At 42.5% G+C, this 18,231-nt stretch carries 14 protein-coding genes; 6 read left to right on the forward strand and 8 right to left on the reverse strand.

Features of this window, described 5'->3' with window-relative positions; translation table 11 throughout:
• Positions 1 to 184: 184 nt before the first annotated feature.
• The 3 genes from EP57_RS16060 to EP57_RS16070 all read right to left on the reverse strand — a co-directional run bounded on the left by EP57_RS16060 (position 185) and on the right by EP57_RS16070 (position 3,229).
• Positions 185 to 1,015, reverse strand: coding sequence for a carbohydrate ABC transporter permease (locus EP57_RS16060; RefSeq protein ID WP_036088394.1), 831 nt, complete (start codon positions 1,013 to 1,015; stop codon positions 185 to 187).
• Between the two features lie 14 nt (positions 1,016 to 1,029).
• Positions 1,030 to 1,923 (reverse strand): carbohydrate ABC transporter permease, encoded by an 894-nt coding sequence (locus tag EP57_RS16065; protein WP_036088395.1) that lies wholly within the window; start codon positions 1,921 to 1,923, stop codon positions 1,030 to 1,032.
• 67 nt (positions 1,924 to 1,990) lie between these two features.
• Positions 1,991 to 3,229, reverse strand: a complete 1,239-nt coding sequence (locus EP57_RS16070; protein ID WP_036088396.1) for a sugar ABC transporter substrate-binding protein — start codon at positions 3,227 to 3,229, stop codon at positions 1,991 to 1,993.
• Between the two features lie 329 nt (positions 3,230 to 3,558).
• Between EP57_RS16070 and EP57_RS16075 the strand changes: the two genes are divergently transcribed.
• The 4 genes from EP57_RS16075 (at position 3,559) to EP57_RS16085 (ending at position 8,770) form a co-directional block, all read left to right on the forward strand.
• Positions 3,559 to 5,715 carry a glycoside hydrolase family 3 N-terminal domain-containing protein gene (locus EP57_RS16075; protein ID WP_036088397.1) on the forward strand — a complete coding sequence of 719 codons (2,157 nt, stop codon included), beginning with the start codon at positions 3,559 to 3,561 and terminating at the stop codon, positions 5,713 to 5,715.
• A 73-nt stretch (positions 5,716 to 5,788) separates the two neighbouring features.
• A complete protein-coding gene (locus EP57_RS16080; protein WP_036088399.1) occupies positions 5,789 to 6,742 on the forward strand; it encodes a LacI family DNA-binding transcriptional regulator in 954 nt (317 codons plus the stop codon).
• A 130-nt stretch (positions 6,743 to 6,872) separates the two neighbouring features.
• Entirely contained in the window at positions 6,873 to 7,031 is a 159-nt protein-coding gene (locus EP57_RS17040; protein WP_159106444.1) for a hypothetical protein, read from the forward strand.
• Positions 7,032 to 7,225: 194 nt separating this feature from the next.
• Complete coding sequence (locus tag EP57_RS16085) at positions 7,226 to 8,770, forward strand: right-handed parallel beta-helix repeat-containing protein (protein WP_036088401.1); 1,545 nt, start codon at positions 7,226 to 7,228, stop codon at positions 8,768 to 8,770.
• Positions 8,771 to 8,821: 51 nt separating this feature from the next.
• On the opposite strand, the gene EP57_RS16090 is transcribed toward EP57_RS16085, so the two are convergent.
• From EP57_RS16090 to EP57_RS16110, 5 genes are all read right to left on the reverse strand, one after another.
• Entirely contained in the window at positions 8,822 to 9,835 is a 1,014-nt protein-coding gene (locus EP57_RS16090) for a WxLIP family cell surface protein (protein WP_036088402.1), read from the reverse strand.
• 179 nt (positions 9,836 to 10,014) lie between these two features.
• Positions 10,015 to 11,085, reverse strand: a complete 1,071-nt coding sequence (locus tag EP57_RS16095; protein ID WP_036088403.1) for an SIS domain-containing protein — start codon at positions 11,083 to 11,085, stop codon at positions 10,015 to 10,017.
• A gap of 1 nt (position 11,086) precedes the next feature.
• A complete protein-coding gene (locus tag EP57_RS16100; protein WP_036088404.1) occupies positions 11,087 to 12,448 on the reverse strand; it encodes a PTS sugar transporter subunit IIC in 1,362 nt (453 codons plus the stop codon).
• 24 nt (positions 12,449 to 12,472) lie between these two features.
• The gene (locus EP57_RS16105) at positions 12,473 to 14,848 is read right to left on the reverse strand and encodes a glycoside hydrolase family 9 protein (RefSeq protein ID WP_036088405.1); all 2,376 of its coding nucleotides are present in this window, start codon (positions 14,846 to 14,848) and stop codon (positions 12,473 to 12,475) included.
• 13 nt (positions 14,849 to 14,861) lie between these two features.
• Positions 14,862 to 15,827, reverse strand: coding sequence for an ROK family protein (locus EP57_RS16110; protein ID WP_036088406.1), 966 nt, complete (start codon positions 15,825 to 15,827; stop codon positions 14,862 to 14,864).
• Positions 15,828 to 16,015: 188 nt separating this feature from the next.
• Here EP57_RS16110 and EP57_RS16115 point away from each other — a divergent pair, with 188 nt between their 5' ends.
• A complete protein-coding gene (locus EP57_RS16115; RefSeq protein WP_036088407.1) occupies positions 16,016 to 17,077 on the forward strand; it encodes a LacI family DNA-binding transcriptional regulator in 1,062 nt (353 codons plus the stop codon).
• 17 nt (positions 17,078 to 17,094) lie between these two features.
• A complete protein-coding gene (locus EP57_RS16120; RefSeq protein WP_036088408.1) occupies positions 17,095 to 17,901 on the forward strand; it encodes a Cof-type HAD-IIB family hydrolase in 807 nt (268 codons plus the stop codon).
• Positions 17,902 to 18,231 lie beyond the last annotated feature (330 nt).

An 18,231-nucleotide genomic window follows, 5' to 3' on the forward strand; every position in this document is an offset into this window, starting at 1 on the left:
TCTCATAAATTCTCCGGAATTTATGATGTGGAACAGGCGGGGTCGTTTTTTTATAGGGGAGAGTGCCTGATGCTAAAAATAGATAAACCAGCAACTACTTATAAAGAACAAATCAAGATTTTGAAACGAAAGAGATGAGACTGGCATGAACCTACATGGTACGCCAATCTCATCTCTTTTTTAGTTATTTCAACCCGGAAACATTGAAGCCTTTCAAAATATATTTCTGGAACATCATGAAAATTAGTATAATCGGGATGACCATAAATGTGGAACCAGCCATTTGTAGCGCGTAGTTGCTCGCATACTGGCCTTTCAATAAGGAAAGCCCGACCGATAGCGTATAGTATTTCTCGTCGTTCGCAATAATCAGTGGCCATAAGAAGGAGTTCCAACCAGCGATGAATGTCAGAATACCTTGAACTGCCAGAACGGGGCGCGAAATTGGTAAAATGATTTTCCAAAAAATGAAGAATTCACTGGCGCCATCGAGTCTTGCGGCTTCCATTAATTCATCCGGAATGGTTGACATGAACTGGCGGAATAAGAAAATCCCGAATGCGCCAACGAGGCCTGGCAAAATAATACCTGTCATCGTGTTTGTTAAGTGGAACATGTTCAGAATTAAATAGACCGGAATCATTGTCACTTGCCCAGGAATCATCATCGTAGCTAGTACTAAATAAAATAATTGATTCTTCCCACGAAACCGAAATTTAGCGAAGCCATAACCGGCCATAGCGTTTAGGAATAAACCGATAAAAGAGAATAACACGATGACTAACGTATTGCGTAAATATACACCGAAATTCATTTCTATAAATAGGTTTTTAAAGTTATCCCAGGTAAACGTTTCGGGCCAGATAGTTGGCGGGATTTGCAAGATTTCAGCATCCGTTTTGACAGAGGAGAGGACCATCCAGATGAACGGTAGAATCATGAAGAATCCGCCGACTGCCAAGATGATGCCGACAAGCCATTTTGCGCCACGCGATTTGTTTGCATATTGGTTCATATTTTTCACTCCTCCTACATTTGGGTATCGTCGTGACGATTTTGAATTTTAAACTGAATAATGGTGATAATGATAATCGCGATGAACAGGATAAACGAGCCGGCAGCGGCGTAACCGAACTTGCTAAGTTGAAAACCGTTTCGATAGATGAAAAGTGCGACCGAAGTTGTGCTATCAAGTGGGCCACCCTGCGTCATGACAAACGGTTCTTCGAAGAATTGTAACCAGCCAATCATCGTTGTAACTGTTACAAAGAAAATCGCAAAACGAAGCAGAGGTACGGTCACATTCGTCAGCTGCTTCCAACGATTCGCGCCATCGAGTTGAGCGGCTTCGTAATATTCACGGGGAATACCTTGAAGCGCTGCTAGGAAAATAATCATATTAACCCCAATCGCGCGCCATAAAGCAAGCAAAATCAAGGACAGTTTCGCAATTGTTGGGTCTTGCAACCAAGGAACGGGCGGCAAGTCAAGTAGCGATAACAGGTAGTTAAACAGACCGAATTGCGGATTGTATAAATAGCTCCAAACAACAGCAACCGCAACGACATTCGTAATCGAAGGTGTATAAAATATCAATCGGAAAAACTGGAAAATCTTCGCTTGGCTAAAATTAATCATAAGCGCGATTCCAAGCGAACAAATAATAACTAGCGGCACACCGATAATAACGTAAAATAGCGTATTGCCTATCGATTTTAGAAATATAGGGTCTGCTAATACGTTTTTATAGTTCTCAAAGCCGACAAAATTGATTTTTGACCAGTCAGCTAGTCCAACTAAGTTAATATCGGTGAAACTAATGACAAATGCAATCACAATGGGGAAAAGTGAAAATAGCAAAAGTAATAATAATGCAGGTGAAATGAATATATACGGTGTTCGTTGATCAAAAAAGCGACGCAATGTTTCAACCTCCTTAGACTATGTAGTTGGGGCAATGACAGCTATGCCATCGTTGCCCCAATCTCAGTTATTGTTTTAGAATCGTTTTTACTTCGTCGTTGAATGTATTCATCTGATCTTGAACATCCGCACCGCCACGGTAAATTTGTTCGAAGTTTTTCAAGTAAGACTGGGCGATTTCTTCAAATTCTGGGATGAGTGGCATTGGTTCTGCGTTATTCATTTGTTCGCCGAAGACTTTGTAGAACTGATCGTCTTTTAATGTTGGGTCGTTCCATGCTTCTTTACCAGTTGGCAAGGAATTCGTCAGCTTCATCCATTTCAGTTGTGTTTCTGGTTTACTCATATATTGCAGGAATTTCCCTGCGTCACCTTTATTTTTACTATGTTTGAAGATGGTAAGGTTTGCGCCTCCGAGGCTTGATAAGTTATTATCTTTAGCAGGAAGTACAGCAGTTGCCCACTTGCCATCGATGTCTTGCACGGTATCTTTCACGGATTTAACCATCCAAGGTCCGCTGATGAACATTGGAATCATGGCGTCCCCACCGAATGTTTGAGAAACATCAAGACCAAGATCGTCTTTAGGCGCAGAACCGTTTTGGAAAAAACTATTTAAGTAAGAAACTGCGTCAACGAATGGCTTTTTATTGAAAACAGGTTTATTAGCATCGTCGAAAAGTGGTGAATCGTTTTGACGACCGAACATGAAACCGAGACTTTGTTCTTTGCCGTCGATGTTAATGCCGTACATATTGTCACCACGTTTTGCTAGTTTTTGCGCTACTTCTGATAGTTCGTCCCATGTTTTTGGTGCATGGTCATAGCCAGCTTTTTTCAACACATCGGTGCGATAGAATAGGACGCGAGTGTCTGCGTACCAAGGAATTGCGTATGTTTTGTCGTTAAATTGCGTTGTTTTTATAGAACCGTCATAGAAGTTTTTTGGATCTAGTTCGGGGTATTTTTCAACATAGGAAGATAGGTCTTCCAAGGCATCTGCGGCTACGAATTCAGGCATCCAGGTTGTTCCCATTTGAATAACATCGGGACCTGATTTGGAAGCAACGGCTGTGAGTAATTTATCGTGCGCGTTCGCCCAAGGAATTGCTTGAATTTTAACTTTAATACCTGTATCTTTCTCGAAATCTTTTGCAAGTGTTGGTAATTGTTTGGCTTCATCTCCCATTGCCCAAACGTTTAGAACCTTTGTATCTGCTGCATCATCTGAGTTTCCGCATCCTGCGAGTGCCGTGCCAAGTACGATTACGAATGTTAACAACAACAAACTCCATTTTTTCTTCATTCTTTGTTCTCCTCCAACTTTTTATTTTGATAGATGGTGTTGCAAAATGACTCTTGTTTATAGAAACGTTTCGATGAAGCTATTATAAAACAATATGTAATCGGTTACAAGTGATAAATATAAAAATATGACGGATTTCAGGGTCATTTTTATTGCTATTTATGGAAGAAGAATTTCGAAAAAAATTTAAATTTCTTTCGAAAAAGCGACTTTTGAATACTTAAATTGCTTTTTTAGTAGAAAATTGTTTGACGGTGAAAAAGAAAACGCTTATACTATTGGTATGATTTGATAGAAACGTTTCGAAATAGTCGATTAGGATGTGTATTATGAAAAGAGCTGGATTAGAGGCCATATTGGCAGATATGACGATTTCTGAGAAAGTAGGTCAACTTTTACAATTGGCGCCAATGTTTTATAAAGGGACGTTGACGGAAGGGGAAATTACGGGGCCGATGGCGGAAATGGGAATTACGCAGGAGGTTTCGGAACGGGCGGGTTCGGTTTTAGGATCTGCGACTGCTGCTGAAATGATGGCGATTCAAGAGGAGTATTTGAAAACAAGTCGGCTTGGGATTCCGCTTATTTTTATGGCGGATGTGGTGCATGGATATAAGACGATTTTTCCGATTCCGCTGGCGATTGGAGCGACTTGGGATGTGGCGCTGGCTGAAAGGATGGCAGATATTTCGGCGAGAGAAGCTACTGCTGCGGGGCTTCAGGTGACGTTTTCGCCGATGGTTGATTTGGTGCGCGACCCGAGATGGGGACGGGTGATGGAATCGACGGGGGAGGATTCGTATTTGAATAGTGAGATGGCGGCGAGCTTTGTGCGTGGGTATCAAGGGGATGCTACGAAATTAGCGGAAAACCATGAGAAAATTGCGGCTTGTGTGAAGCACTTTGCGGCGTATGGTGCGGCGGAGGCTGGACGGGAGTACAATACGGTGGATATGTCGATGCGCGAGTTGTATCAGCATTACTTACCGGCGTATGAGGCGGCGATTCAGGCTGGTTCGAAGTTGGTGATGACGGCGTTTAATGTGGTGGACGGTGTGCCAGCGACGGGAAATGAGTGGTTGATGCGCGATGTCTTGCGGAAGGAGATGCGTTTTGACGGCGTGTTGATTTCGGATTGGGGTGCGGTGAAGGAGATTGTGAACCACGGGACAGCGGGAAATGCTGCGGAGGCGGCGGAACAGTCGTTGCGGGCTAGTGTGGATATTGAAATGATGACGACGTGTTATTTGGAAAACTTGGAGGCGCTCATTGCGGACGGGACGGTTGCTGTGGGGTTGCTGGATGAAGCTGTGATGCGAATTTTGGAATTGAAAAATGATATGGGCTTGTTTGAAGATCCGTATCGTGGTTTGAAAACGAATCCTGAACGGCAAAAAGTGATTTTATCGGCGGAACATCGTGCGGCGGCTCGTGAGATTGCGGCGGATTCGATGGTATTGTTGAAAAATGAGCATGCGGTGTTGCCGCTTGCGACGGAGAAAAGGGTAGCGCTTGTTGGCCCATTAGCGAAGACGCAAGATGTGTTGGGTGCTTGGTCTTGGCTTGGTGATACGCGGGATGCAGTTTCTGTGGAGGACGGTATGTTTGCACAGTTTGATACGGTGGATGTAGCGGGAGCCGCGAGTACGGAACATATAACAGAAGCTGAAATTGCGGAAATGGTGCGTGTGGCGCAAAATGCTGATGTGATTGTTTTAGCGCTAGGCGAGGCGTCCAACCGTAGCGGGGAAGCGAACAGTATTGCGACGATTCGTTTGCCGGAGGCGCAGTATAGCATGATTGATGCTCTTCATAAAATCGGTAAGCCAGTCGTGACGGTACTTTTTAATGGCCGTCCGCTTGATTTACACGGCTTACTAGAGAAAAGTGATGCCTTGCTTGAGGCTTGGTTCCCAGGTACGGAGGCTGGAAACGCGGTGGCGGATATTTTGAGTGGTAAAGTCAACCCAAACGGCAAACTGCCAATGTCTTTCCCATATACGACGGGGCAAATTCCAGTGTACTATAATCATTTGAGTACGGGACGCCCAGCAGATGCAGCGGATGCGCAGGAACACTATGTATCGCATTATCTGGACATTCCAAATCAGCCATTATTCGATTTTGGTTTTGGCCTCAGTTACACGACGTTTGACTATCGTCATTTGACGCTATCCAGCGATACAATTTCTATAAACCAGCCTTTAAATATCTCTGTAACGGTTAAAAATACAGGAAACATAGCAGGAAAAGAAACAGTGATGCTTTATATTCAAGATTTGGTTGGTAAAGTGAGCCGACCACGCAAAGAATTAAAGCGTTTTGAAAAAATAATGTTGGCACCGAATGAGAGCCAGACGGTCACTTTTCAAATTACCGAAGAAGATTTGCGTTATTACAAGCCAAATCTTGATTTTTCAAGTGATCCAGGTGATTTTAAAATAACGATTGGTACGCATTTAGAAGCGAAATTTTGTCTTGTTTAAAATCGAGTAAGAAATAGACATTTGGCTGTAAAATAGTGCATAATAAAGAAAAGCAGACAAGGAGCGGATCGCAGTGGTTGGGATTAAAGATATAGCAAAAAAAGCGGGTGTCTCGATTTCCACTGTTTCTTATGCGTTAAACGGCAGCCCTAAAGTAACAGACGCAACTAGAAAACGAATTGTGGCAATCGCGGATGAACTGAACTACATTCCGAATATGGCAGCACGGACGCTAAAAACAAGGGAAACAAAAATTGTTGGTATTTATTTGGCTAATTATAGCGGTATATTTTACGGACAATTGTTACATGGATTAACAGATACATTGCTTAGTAAAGGATATGAATTAATCGTTTGTAGTGGCAAGAAGGCGCACCGATTTTTACCAGAACGAATGATTGATGGTGCGATTATTTTGGATATGGGCTTTGCAACGGATGAACTGTTGGGCTACGCAGAACGCGGACATAAAATTGTCGTGTTAGATCGCGAAATAGCGCACCCGAACATCAGACAAGTCCTACTGGATAACAAAGCTGGTGCAACGCTTGCTATCGATTATTTAAAAACCGGTTTTTCAGGACGATTTTATTTAGTAACAGGTCCGGAAAATACGTATGATAGCGAAGAACGTTTGAAGGCGGCGCTTTCTGAGCTGGAAAGATTTCGCGACGAGGAAGTTATTGTGATTCCAGGCGATTTTTCTAAAGCTACAGGGGAAAAAGCTGCGCAGCAAATCGAGCAAGAATGGGACGGCAAGCCGGTCGCTGTTTTTGCGCTCAATGATGAAATGGCGATTGGTATGTATAATTATTTTGCCAAAACAAAACTACAAATTGGTCGCGATGTGAAACTGGTCGGGTTTGATAACACAGAAGTTGGTCAATATTTGCAACCACGTTTAGCGACAATTGAGTATTCGAAATATAAATGGGGCGCCGTGGCCGCAGAAAAGCTGTTGAAGTTGCTAGAAGGTGAACAAGTGGCGGATGAGATTATTTATACGTCATTAATACCGAGTAATTAATCTGAGAAAGAGGTATAACCCATATATCGCATTGTTGAGGCTGTTCAAAGGCACTGTATTGCAGCCTCAACATGTTTAAGCGTTTGCGAGTAGATGTTCTATTTTACATGATGCTAGGAGAACAAAAAGAATGACAATTGTAAAGTCTATAATGCTGAATAATGAACTAGTAGCTAGGTTGCCGCAAAGTTTGGATATACTGGAGAATCAGGAGTTTTATGTTTTGAAGGAAGCTAGAATAATTCGTCTGATACCAAGAAGTGTTAATTTGTATAAAGATGCAGAATAAGGGGCATATTATCAAGGAGATGCCTTTGCATAAGCGAATTTAACGGAGGCATTGAACTTTATCGATGTCTTTTTTATTGTGTACTTTTTTCTCCGTTTCATCCCGCTTAGATAGGGGTACATAACTATTATTAACGATCCGCATAAGCCAATTTGCTCGATAAATTCGAATCGAATGCAAGGAGGTTCTTTTTTATGAAAAAGATGATGTTTGTGTTGCTTTTTTTACTGGCGATTACGATATTGCCTGGGAAACCACATGCAGCAAGTCAAATGCAGATCATGAATGAACTTACGAAGCAAACGGAGTCATTTGCCCTGACGAATGACGCGGCGGTTAACAGTAGTAATTTTGGGGAAATATTAAAAATCGCAAATAGCAATAAAGTAGCTGCAAATAAGATTATTACGGTGCCAAAAGGTAATTTTCCGATAAAAGATACGGTTCAGATTCCAGCAGGTGTTACGCTCAAAGGCCAGAGCCAAGCGATGATGCCGCTTTTTTATATGGTGCCGAATCGACTGGTGGCAATGATGACGATGGCGTCGGGTGCTCGGGTTGAAAATGTTATCTTGGATGGTAAAAATCCAGTGAAGACAGTATCGCAGAATCATAACGGTATATCTATCAAGGGTACAAGTCCCGCGAATCGAATTCAGAATGTGGTTATTCGCAATATCCAAATTCGAAATTTTGCGGGTAATGGTATTTATTTGAAATATACGAATAATATTAGTATAACAGGGGCGATGCCTACGCAAATGACAATCGATCGCATTGGTTATGCGGGAATTGCAGGATATTCGGCGAACAATACGACGATTCGGAGCAATCGAATTCAAAATATCGGCGTTCCGGATGAGAAATTAGCCTATAATATTGCATTAACTTCACTATATAATGAAAAATTAGGCCCAGCTACACAAAATACTATCAATCCAGCGAGCAATGGTGCCAAAATAGAGGATAATCTTATTTTGAATAACGCCGTGTGGGAAGGCATCGATACGCATCATGGGTCGAATATGATGATTCAGAGAAATGTTGTTCTAAACGTAAAAAATGCAATATTAGCAATTTCTATTACATTATCCAATAATCAAGGAACAGTTAGCCCGCCTAAAAATATTACAATCCAGTTCAATCGAATTAATAATCAGGCCGACTACACGAGGCTAAAGATTGCCAAGCTACCACAATATAAGACAGTTCGCGGTATCGTCATCGCTGGCGCCAAATTAACGCGCAACCGAGATGCTGTATATGCGACAGGTATAAAAGTAATCGGAAATCATATTGAAAATGTCCAAGCAACTAGCAGTAATAATGGCGCTATCACAATCCAAGAAACACAAGGGGCCCAAGTTACAAGCAATCAAATCCAGCTCGAATACACGAACCCAAACGAAAAAATCTACAGCAAAATTAGCAAAACAAACAACAATGCCATCGCTATTATTCGTAATAATAAACAGTTCCAAGTCAAATATAATCTAATCGGAAAAGTCTACACAGGAAATCGCACCACAGTAGCAATTTCATTCCGCGGCCCGCAAAATAATGGCGAACCGAACAACGCAAAAACACAAAATGTCACTGCGAATAAAGTCGTTTTCTATCGCAACTATCAAAATATTACCTTGCAAAATATCAAATCAGGCGGTAAAATTGGCTGGCTACTAGTTAAAACAATCTCAGATAATAACGGTATTCATGTAAGAAAAACCAATAAATATTAAAAACAAGGATGCGCATTGATTTTCGACCAATGCGCATCCTTGTTTTCGTGATTATTCTTCGTCTTTTTTAGATTTCCTGCCTAGCAAGAATACAAAGAGAAGTATCAATAGAGCCAGTAGTGAGCCTAGCAGAATGTAAAGCCACGTATAATCTTTCTCGATTTCTACTGCTTTATCATTGAAGCTATCTGCATCTTTCCCTGAAATGGTGAAATACTCTGTCCAACGCCACACTTGCTCGCCGGATCTCGCGACCATTTCCATTCTGTACGTTCCAGCTTTAAACGCTTGGTTATTCCAACTAACTGGGAAATTAAAATTAGAATTTGGCGCCATCCGCAGGTTGTCTTCGAAATTTTCATGTAAAACGGATGTTCCATCTTTCTTAAAAACTTTTGCATCTACTTCTAAGTCTTTTAAAATAGTGGCTTCCGTGTTTTGTAAATTGGCGGTTACGACATTTCTGTAATTGATTTGCGTTGGAGTAATGTCGTTTAATTGAAGATCAGCTTTTACACCTGTATCATTTTGTCTTAGCATCAGGCCGATAATGTAGGCATATTTATTTTCGATTTGGATTGTTTTTGCGTCATCTGTATTTGTTTTCTCGGTTTTTTCTTGGAAGTGAATGCCGCCTAGAATGGTGTCGTCGAACGTTTCATTAGGCATTTTGATGGTGATGGGGTATTCTTTGCTGCTATTTGGAGCGAGCACGACTTCGGAAGCAGAGTCTGTGAGATTGGAAATCGGATGTATCAATGTTTTGTCCAGCTTAGGGTCGGTTTGGCTATAGTCGATAATGCCATTATCATTCGTGACAGCAGTGTTTACAGACGCCAAAACGGTGATTTCATCGTCGGTCTGATTCGTCATCGTGACCGTAATTGTTTGCTCCATCCCAGGTGACATTTTTAAGTCAAAATAGGTTTTTGTTTTATCCATTTGGTTCTCTGGCAAGTTAGCACTTACTGAGAAATTCATTTCCGAAGCATCGGTTGTTACGGGGAAAATAAATGCGGAAGCAAGCAGGGGTATGATTAAAAGTAAAGCGATGAGTTTTTTCATATAGAAATTCCTCCTAAGTAATGGGGTTTGTTAAAAGGTTTACAATCTAATTGTAGCGCATCACAACGCGGATTTAGACTTATTATCATAAACTCTTTGTATGTAGAAAAAAATGATTGCATAAAAAAATCGTGTTCTAGAAAATCCAAATGCAGATTTTAGAACACGATTTCTCTATTTTAGGCGTAATCGCCAGGTTTGGTTTTACTTTTTACAGAGACGCCGAAATCTGTGTAGATGCGTTCTGTCAGTTTGTTACCTTTTGCTTCGGCGATATGATGGGCGAGGATTTGGAATGGGATAGCGAGCAAGTATGGTGCTTTCCATTCGTCAATCACGTCTGGTAGTGCTAATGTTCGTGGGTTGGTGCTGTCGCCAAATTTTACTGTGTACGTGTACGCGGTATGTTTTTCTTCGTAGGCTCTTAGGAGTTCGAGTCGTTCTTTGACGATGCTTTCGGTTTCCAAGAAGAAAATGCGGTGCTCAGGGTTCACTTCTAAGTAAGGACCGTGCATGAACGCTTCTAGGTCAAGGCCTTGTGATGGGACGCGGATCGTTTCTTGAAATTTCGTTTCGATTTCTTTGCAAGTGCCGACTGCTGGGCCATAGCCAATTGCTGTAAAACGTGGTGCGGCGATGAATTCTCTTTCGAATTGTTCAAAAAAGGTTTCGGTCTGTGCAATGACTGTTGGAATCGCCTTTGTTGCAGCGCGGAACATTGCTAACTCAGCGGTTTCTTGTTCGGCGGAAATGTAGCCGGTTTGTTTGCCGTAATGAAGTGCTGTGAGCATCAATGTTAAAACGGTTGCTGTGAAGCCTTTTGTCACGTAACCGACGCGTTCCTGCCCGCAGCCAATATCGACTGTGTCATCGGCTAATTGTGCGAGTTCGCTTTCCATTTTGCCAGTGAAGCTGAGTGTTGGAATGTCGTTAGTTTTGCGAATATGGTCGATAGCTTCGATGGTGCTGGTGCTTTCACCGCTTTGTGATACGCCGATAACTAAATCAGTATGTGGTGATATTTTTTCGTAATAGCGGTAGTTGAACGGTTCTTCTACTGTGATGCGCAAGTCCGCGACGTGTTCCATATAGTATTTGGCGCTTTTAATGGCGTTGAGGCTTGAGCCAGTTGCTAATACGAGCCATTCTTTACCGGTTAATTTTGCTGGTAAATTGGTTGGGTACTGCTCTAGAATCGCATTTGCCATGCTTTCTTGTTCTAAAATATAGGTCATCATCGTTGGTTTCAAATTAATTTCCTCCTTCAAGGTTTAGCGCTTCTGCTGGTTGTTCTTTTTGCGCCTTCTGCTCCATGGCGTAAACGCGGTTAGAAGCGATGACGAACGGTAGATAAATCAATGTTCCGACCACAATAATGACTAATTGTAAAATGGAACCGCGAATGTCGCCGCCTGTTGCTAAGTAGCCAGAAATAAGTGGTGGCGTTACCCAAGGCGTCAGGATATACGTATGCGAAACCCATCCGATTGATGTTGCAAAATAAGCCAATGTTGTTGAGAATAGTGGTGCAATAACTAACGGAATACCGTAAATCGGGTTGAAAACTACTGGTAAACCGAACATTAATGGTTCACTAACGTTGAAAATACTTGGAATCAAGCCAAATTTTGTTACCATTCGGTGGTCTGGTCGTTTGGAAGCGATGAAGATTGCAATAACCAAGCAGATAATAGTTCCGCCGCCGCCCATGTATACGTATGCATCTAGGAATGGCTGTGTCACGATGTTTGGCAGTTCTTTTCCAGCGTTAAGTGCATCGATATTTTGTTGTAGGGAAGTTAGTAAGACAGGTCCAGAGATTGCGCCAAGTACGAAGGCACCGTGGATACCGAATACCCATAAGAATCCAGCAAGGAAAACGTACAGCAGAATCCCAGGTAGTGTTTGGAAACCGCCGACTAATGGTGTTTGTAGTACTTTTACGATAATGTCTGGAATGCTCATATTAACAATGGATACGACACTGAATTCGATAATTGCTAAAATAGTCAGAACTAAGAACGAAGGAATCAAGATGTTAAATGACTTCGCAATAGCTGGCGGAACACTTTCAGGCATTGAAATTTTTAACCGCTTACTTTGTGAAAATTTGCAAAGTAATGTTGTGCTTATTAATGCGGCGATGATGGCTAAGAACATCCCAGTTGGGCTTGTCATGCTTTGCGTTAGGACACCGCTTGCTTCAAAGGATTTACCGGCTGTGCTAGTCACGGGTACGCTTGCTGGAATTAAAACAACGTAAGCAGCCACCGCGATGACACCTTCCACGCGACCTTCCATCCCATAAGATTTTGCTAAAAAGTTACCGATAAGAAAAGCGGCCATTAATGCCATAATACCGAGCGTACCGTTGTAAATCTGCGTTCCGATACCTAGAAAATGCTCTACATTCGGAATACCTTTAAATAAACCGCTTTTTGGGTCGAGCAATACATTGTTGACGAGTAAGAAGAAGGCCGCGATAATCGTGATTGGAATCATGGCGGCAAAAGCATCGCGGATTGCCATAATGTGTTTCTGGTTAGAGATTTTCTGGGCAAAGATGGATAGACTTTCGATAAAACGACTGGACAAACTTGTTTCTGAACTCATGTTTTTTCCTCCTCAATAATGGGTTTATTTCAATAGATCGGCGACAATAGCTAGCCATTTCCCGGCATTGCCGACCCAAACTTCCTTATATGTTGCGTTGTTGAACTGTGGCCAATATGGCTGGTCTTCGTTGCGGAATGTTTGGACACCGACAGGAATTTCGCCAACCATTTCCCCATTTAAAACACTGTATTGTTGCGCATAATTATCACCTTCACCATACATCATCGACTGGCCGAACGGGTTTTTACCGACAATCCATTCTAGTTGGCCTTCTGCAATTTTAAGAAGTTTTTCATCATTCAAAATTGTTCCTGCGATCGAACAGGCTTTTCCTGCAGAGAGGAGAATCGCGTTATTGCCGCGGAATGAGAACCAAATCGGGAATTTGCGAAGCGCGATGTCTTGGTTGATTGGAATGCCTTCTTTGTATTGCAGTTGGTATTCTTCACGCGCGCGTTCGTCTACTAACAAATGCTGTAACTCAAAACTGGCGTCGTCTAAATACTCGTCTTTATGATAAAATCCTGCTGGAATTAGCGGATATGGCGCAACGAAAGGCATGATTTGTTTTATATAATTGCCGTAAAGTTCGACTGCTTGGTACCATTTGGCGTAAGATTCGTGATTTGGCAAGGCAATCATAGCTTGTTCTAGCGCTAATAAATAGAGATGTTCGCGCGCTTGATGATTGAAATGCTGGATGATTTTGCGTTCTTTATTACGATAGAAAAATCCTGCGTAAGTCGTGCCGTTATCGCCAGTAATACCGTCTTGCTCTTGGCAGGCAAGCATGTTCTCAAGGAACGTTGTGAGATGTGCTTCGTATTTGCTGTCTTGCGTGATTTGATAAAGCATAGCCGCTGAAAACGCCGCTGTGGCATAATACAAACTTTCCGATGTTTGATACGTATGCTCCCAGAAAATCGGTTTTTGGTGAATGCCATGTTTAGTCATTTCGGCAAGTGCAAAATCGAAATCTTCCACTGCGATTTGTTTTAACGTGCGCTTCAAAGCATCATTCGTCGTGATTCGGGCGTGAATATAAGCTTCGATACCGGCACAATAAAAATTCTCATAAGCTTGGTTGTGAACGCGGGCTTCTGCATCATCCATGCCGCCAATAAGTCCATCCGTCCAGCGTGACATACCAGCGCTCGTTGCACGATAACCATCACCAAAACGGGTTTTTAAAAGGAAATCTGCGCCCCATTCGCCTTCTTCAACCAAACGACCGTATAGGAGAGGATTGTTTTTTTGTGTAGCTGCCGCTTCATAAAGGGCCATCGTCACTTCTGCCGTTTGAATAAGCTGTTGCGAAACATCTCCTGCATCATGCCATCCGCCGTTGAAAGAAAGTATTTTCCCATCATGCTCGGCAACAATATCCGCATGACAAGTCGCATGTTTGCCAGGAATCGGATACCCGCAACGCTCACAAAAGATGAAATTTAGCGACTTCCAAATCGAAGTGGTCCATTGCACATCCATATCACCAATCGGAAAAGCACGCGTCTTTATATCACCAATTTGCAAATAATAAGATCCAACTTCTTTAAAATTCGAAAAGTCCAATACCGCAAAAACGCCAAGTTCTGTTTCCAAACGAGAAGCAACTCCTGCAAAAACGGGCGACTTTGTTTTCGCATCTAATAATTCAAAGGGCATCTCGATAAACGCTTCATCGGCAAAAGCCGTTTTTGCTGTTTCTTCGCCATATCCGTTGTGCGCATAGCTCAAAACATTTTTGTTCGGGAGCCAACCTTTCGTGTTTTCAGGCGTTTCAATCGCTTCTAGATGTATCGAACGAACGCGTAGGGCGATGTTGTCTTTGGAAAGCTTTTCAGGGCCTTGTAAATAATAGCTGATTGATAACTCGGTAATCGCGTCGCGCGGCAGATCTGCGATTTCAATGATAACATCGTTCCATTCATCGCTGATCAAGTTCACACCATGCACGCCTTCTCGATTATAAATATCCGGAACTTTCAACAAACCATCGTTCTTAAACTGAATCGTGATATACGCATTACTCAACCCTTCAAACTCTGGAAAAACTTCTAGGCGTACGCGGTTAAACGTCGTCCAATCTTGGCGATCCATCGTTTGCACCGCATAGACACTTCCAAAATTACAATAATCACCGTCATCAGGCGCGCCTTCTGGCCAATGAGGCATAGTGACGGGAGACGAGAGGCGAAGCTGGTTGTCCGCGGTACGCTCCAACTTACCAACACCGCGATGATGAAATTCACTTGGCGTATCGGCATCCATCAAGGTTTTAGAAGTGAAGACTTCTTTTTGCTTTAGGCGGGTTTCTAGTGCTTTGTCTGTCGGAACTTCAAGTGGTCGGTGGAGATAAGAAGAAGCGAGTAACTTCTCTTCGAATGATTTTGGCATTATTTTTTCCTCCTTAAGTGATTGGAATGGCAAGGGCGGTCTGTCCGATGAACGAAGCACCGATTAGGCCGACTTCTTTGCTGGAAACGCTAGTTCGAACGATTCCTTTAGTGACAAAACGGACGGTGTTTGGCTGCATGTGGCTTTGAACGAGTTGCCAAAAATAATCGTTTTGTGTCACGCCACCACCGAAAACAACGCATTCAGGATCTGTTGTGCGGACTAGATTCATAGTCATCGCAGCGAGACTTTTTGCGGCATAGTGGGTAATGGTTTCAGCTAACTGGTCGCGCTGTATTGCTGCTTCGAAAATTGTGTCGGCAGGGATGCGTTCGCCTGTTTGCACGGGAAGCGTGGTTTCTGGATGGTCGGCGGCTTTTGCATACGCTTGTTCGCTAAGCCCGAGTCCTGAAGCCACCCGTTCGACGCAACCGGTACGTCCGCAACCGCATGGGACCTCACTTTCGAGATCTACTACCATATGACCAATCTCGCCAGCATTAAAATGTCCGCCCGTAATGAGCTTGCCGTCTGTCATTGTTCCAGCTGCAATTCCTGTGCCAACATTGATATAGATAAAGTCGCTAGTCTCTTTGCCCACACCGAGCTTTGCTTCCGCGGTCGTAGCGGCTGCAACATCGTTTTCAATTGCAACAGGAACATGAAGAACATCTGCTAAAATACTGGCAAGTGGGGTAGGATCAGATTTTCCAGGTTCAATCTCCAGCCAAATGCCATTTTTTGCGTCCACTCGACCGACAACACCGACGCCAGCTGCGGTAATAGTTTGTAGATCAATACCGACCGTTTCTTGATAGTCGCGCAGAGCTTCTAGTAATGTTGCGACCACGGCTTGTTGGTCCGTGGTATCGCTAGCGTAGCTTTTAGCGTGCAAAACTCGACCTGCCATATCTACTTCACCAATTAAAATCTTTGTACCGCCGATGTCGATACCGAGAATAGATGTTTTGGTTGTCATTATTGTTCACCTCGTCTTAATTTGGTAACGTTACCAAATTTATTTCTAGTTTGTTATCGCTTTCAACAATAGAATATCCCATTAAATAAAAAAAGTCAACATTTATTTGGGAACGTTACCAAAAAAAACTTGTATCGTGTATCGAAATAATGTAGACTAGAGTTATCAATCCAAAAGGATGGAGATTTATGAAAGAGAAAATAACAATTCAAGAAATTGCAAAGCTTAGCGGGGTCTCTGTTTCTACGGTATCACGAGTGCTAAACAATAGTCCATCTGTTTCTAAAGAAAAAAGGAAACGCATTCAAGATGTGATTGATAAGCACCAGTATACGCCTAGTGTGTTTGCACGCGGCATGATTCATCGACAAACTAAAAATATTGGTGTTATTTTGCCGGATATTTCGAATCCGTATTTCGTGTCATTAGTTGCGGAAATTCAAAAATGTGCCTTGGAGCAATTTTATTCTACGATTGTTTTTAACACATTGCTTGCCGGGCCAGAAAGTGACAAGACGAAACATCATTTGACGGAAGAGGATTATTTGCGGATTGTTTTAGAGAAGCAAGTGGACGGTGTTCTTGTTCTTGGTGGCGAGATCGATAAGGAAGTTTTGTCCGAGTCTTACGTTACCGCTTTGAACCAACTGCATAAACAAGTTCCTGTGCTCGTTATCGGGAGCAAACGCGAAGAACTGGACTGTCTCTTTGTAGAACGCGACCTGAAAAAAGGAGTCACGACGCTAGTTACGCATTTGACGGCTTTAGGACATCGCGATATCGGTTTTATCGGCGGGGAACAAGGGGTCAAAATTACAACATCGCGTGTGGACGCTTTTCGCAGTGCGTTAAGTAATTTCTCGCATCCGGTTCGAAATGAGTGGATCGAGTTGACGGATTATTATGTGCCTGCGGGTTATGAAGCGTTGATGCGGCTTGTTGAGCGCTCACCAGAAGATTTGCCGACAGCTCTGGTTGCGATTAATGATAGTGTTGCGATTGGCGCGATTCGGGCGATGAAAGACAAGGGAATTCGCTGCCCAGAAGATATCGCGATTGTGAGCTGCGATCAGTTTTTAAATAGTGATTTTCAGATTCCGCGGTTGACGACGATCGATCAGCACAATGAATACTTGGGCAAAATCGCTGTCCTGCAATTAATTACCGCGATGAATGGCGAATATGAACCAACTGTTATCAAGCATCAGCCGGAGCTTATAGTTCGAGAATCTTGCGGTGCTACTAAATAAAAGAGGAGTTTATGATAGTGGAAAAATACTTAATTTGCACAGATATAGATGGAACGCTCATAACGAAAGACCAACAAGTGCCTCCAAAAACGTTGGCATTACTGCAAGAACTCATCGCACAAGGACATCATTTCGCTGTTTCTACGGGAAGAATGTTTCAAAGCGCGAACAAATTCGCAAAAATGGTCGATGAAAAAGGTAGCGTCATTTGTTCGAATGGCTCGATTGTGAATGTGGAAGGAGAAGTCTTGTTTCGAGATGGCTTAAGCCCAGCTAGTATTCTTGCCGTTTTTGAAATATGTGTGGCTCATGAAATGCCATTGTTCTTTTTCTCGGAGAATACGGTTTTTTACACGATGAGACCGCCTGCGTATATTGCCGATGAGGCGGAACAAGGCCGAGTGAACGGCACAACATTGGTTCATTTAGAGTCTAAAGAAGATGTGATATGCCATCAGGCTGCTATTATTAACGCGATTACGATTGAAGAAGAAGTTCCAGAGAAGTTGGAAACGGTTCGGAAGGCGCTTCAAGAGGTGGAAGGCGTTAGAACATTGTCTTCCCATTTCAATAATATTGAAATTTTGCCAGCAGGTGTGGATAAAGAGCATGCTGTGGAGCGGTTGCGGCAACATTTAGATGTGAAGCTTGAGCATGTCATTACATTTGGAGACGGCGAAAACGATTTGCAAATGCTTCGTTATGCGGGCATGGGAGTTGCGATGGGAAATGCTGCTGATTTTGTGAAGGAGCACGCTTCTTATGTTACAGCCTCGAATGAAGAAGAAGGCATTTATGAATTTTTAAAAGCACATATTTGTTAAATGAGAAATAGATTTCCTGATAGCGACGGGAAGTCTGTTTTTTTTATGTAGAAGGGTATTACGTGTGGCTCGCATAGGGAAGGGGGTTCGCGACTATCGAGCCACAACTGTAAGGGGGATTTTGAGAAAGTGGAAATGTTAAGGTGTTTACGAATTTATTGTATCGCATGAAAGGGCGAAACTATGAATATTATCATAAAATTTTTCTGGGTGGAAAATAATGATTGTGAGATTTAATATGTGTTAAGAATTTTTTAATATCCAGCTTATTTGGAATTTATATCTAGAAGATATGATTGGGTTAGTAATAATTTCGAATGAAAAGGAGAT

It is taken from the genome of Listeria booriae (assembly GCF_000766865.1).
Classification (GTDB): domain Bacteria; phylum Bacillota; class Bacilli; order Lactobacillales; family Listeriaceae; genus Listeria_A; species Listeria_A booriae.

Coding starts and splice junctions, on each gene's coding strand:
- EP57_RS16060 (WP_036088394.1), bottom strand. CDS start 1,015: ATGAACCAATATGCAAACAAATCGCGTGGCGCAAAATGGCTTGTCGGC.
- EP57_RS16070 (WP_036088396.1), bottom strand. CDS start 3,229: ATGAAGAAAAAATGGAGTTTGTTGTTGTTAACATTCGTAATCGTACTT.
- EP57_RS16075 (WP_036088397.1), top strand. CDS start 3,559: ATGAAAAGAGCTGGATTAGAGGCCATATTGGCAGATATGACGATTTCT.
- EP57_RS17040 (WP_159106444.1), top strand. CDS start 6,873: ATGACAATTGTAAAGTCTATAATGCTGAATAATGAACTAGTAGCTAGG.
- EP57_RS16085 (WP_036088401.1), top strand. CDS start 7,226: ATGAAAAAGATGATGTTTGTGTTGCTTTTTTTACTGGCGATTACGATA.
- EP57_RS16090 (WP_036088402.1), bottom strand. CDS start 9,835: ATGAAAAAACTCATCGCTTTACTTTTAATCATACCCCTGCTTGCTTCC.
- EP57_RS16100 (WP_036088404.1), bottom strand. CDS start 12,448: ATGAGTTCAGAAACAAGTTTGTCCAGTCGTTTTATCGAAAGTCTATCC.
- EP57_RS16105 (WP_036088405.1), bottom strand. CDS start 14,848: ATGCCAAAATCATTCGAAGAGAAGTTACTCGCTTCTTCTTATCTCCAC.
- EP57_RS16110 (WP_036088406.1), bottom strand. CDS start 15,827: ATGACAACCAAAACATCTATTCTCGGTATCGACATCGGCGGTACAAAG.
- EP57_RS16115 (WP_036088407.1), top strand. CDS start 16,016: ATGAAAGAGAAAATAACAATTCAAGAAATTGCAAAGCTTAGCGGGGTC.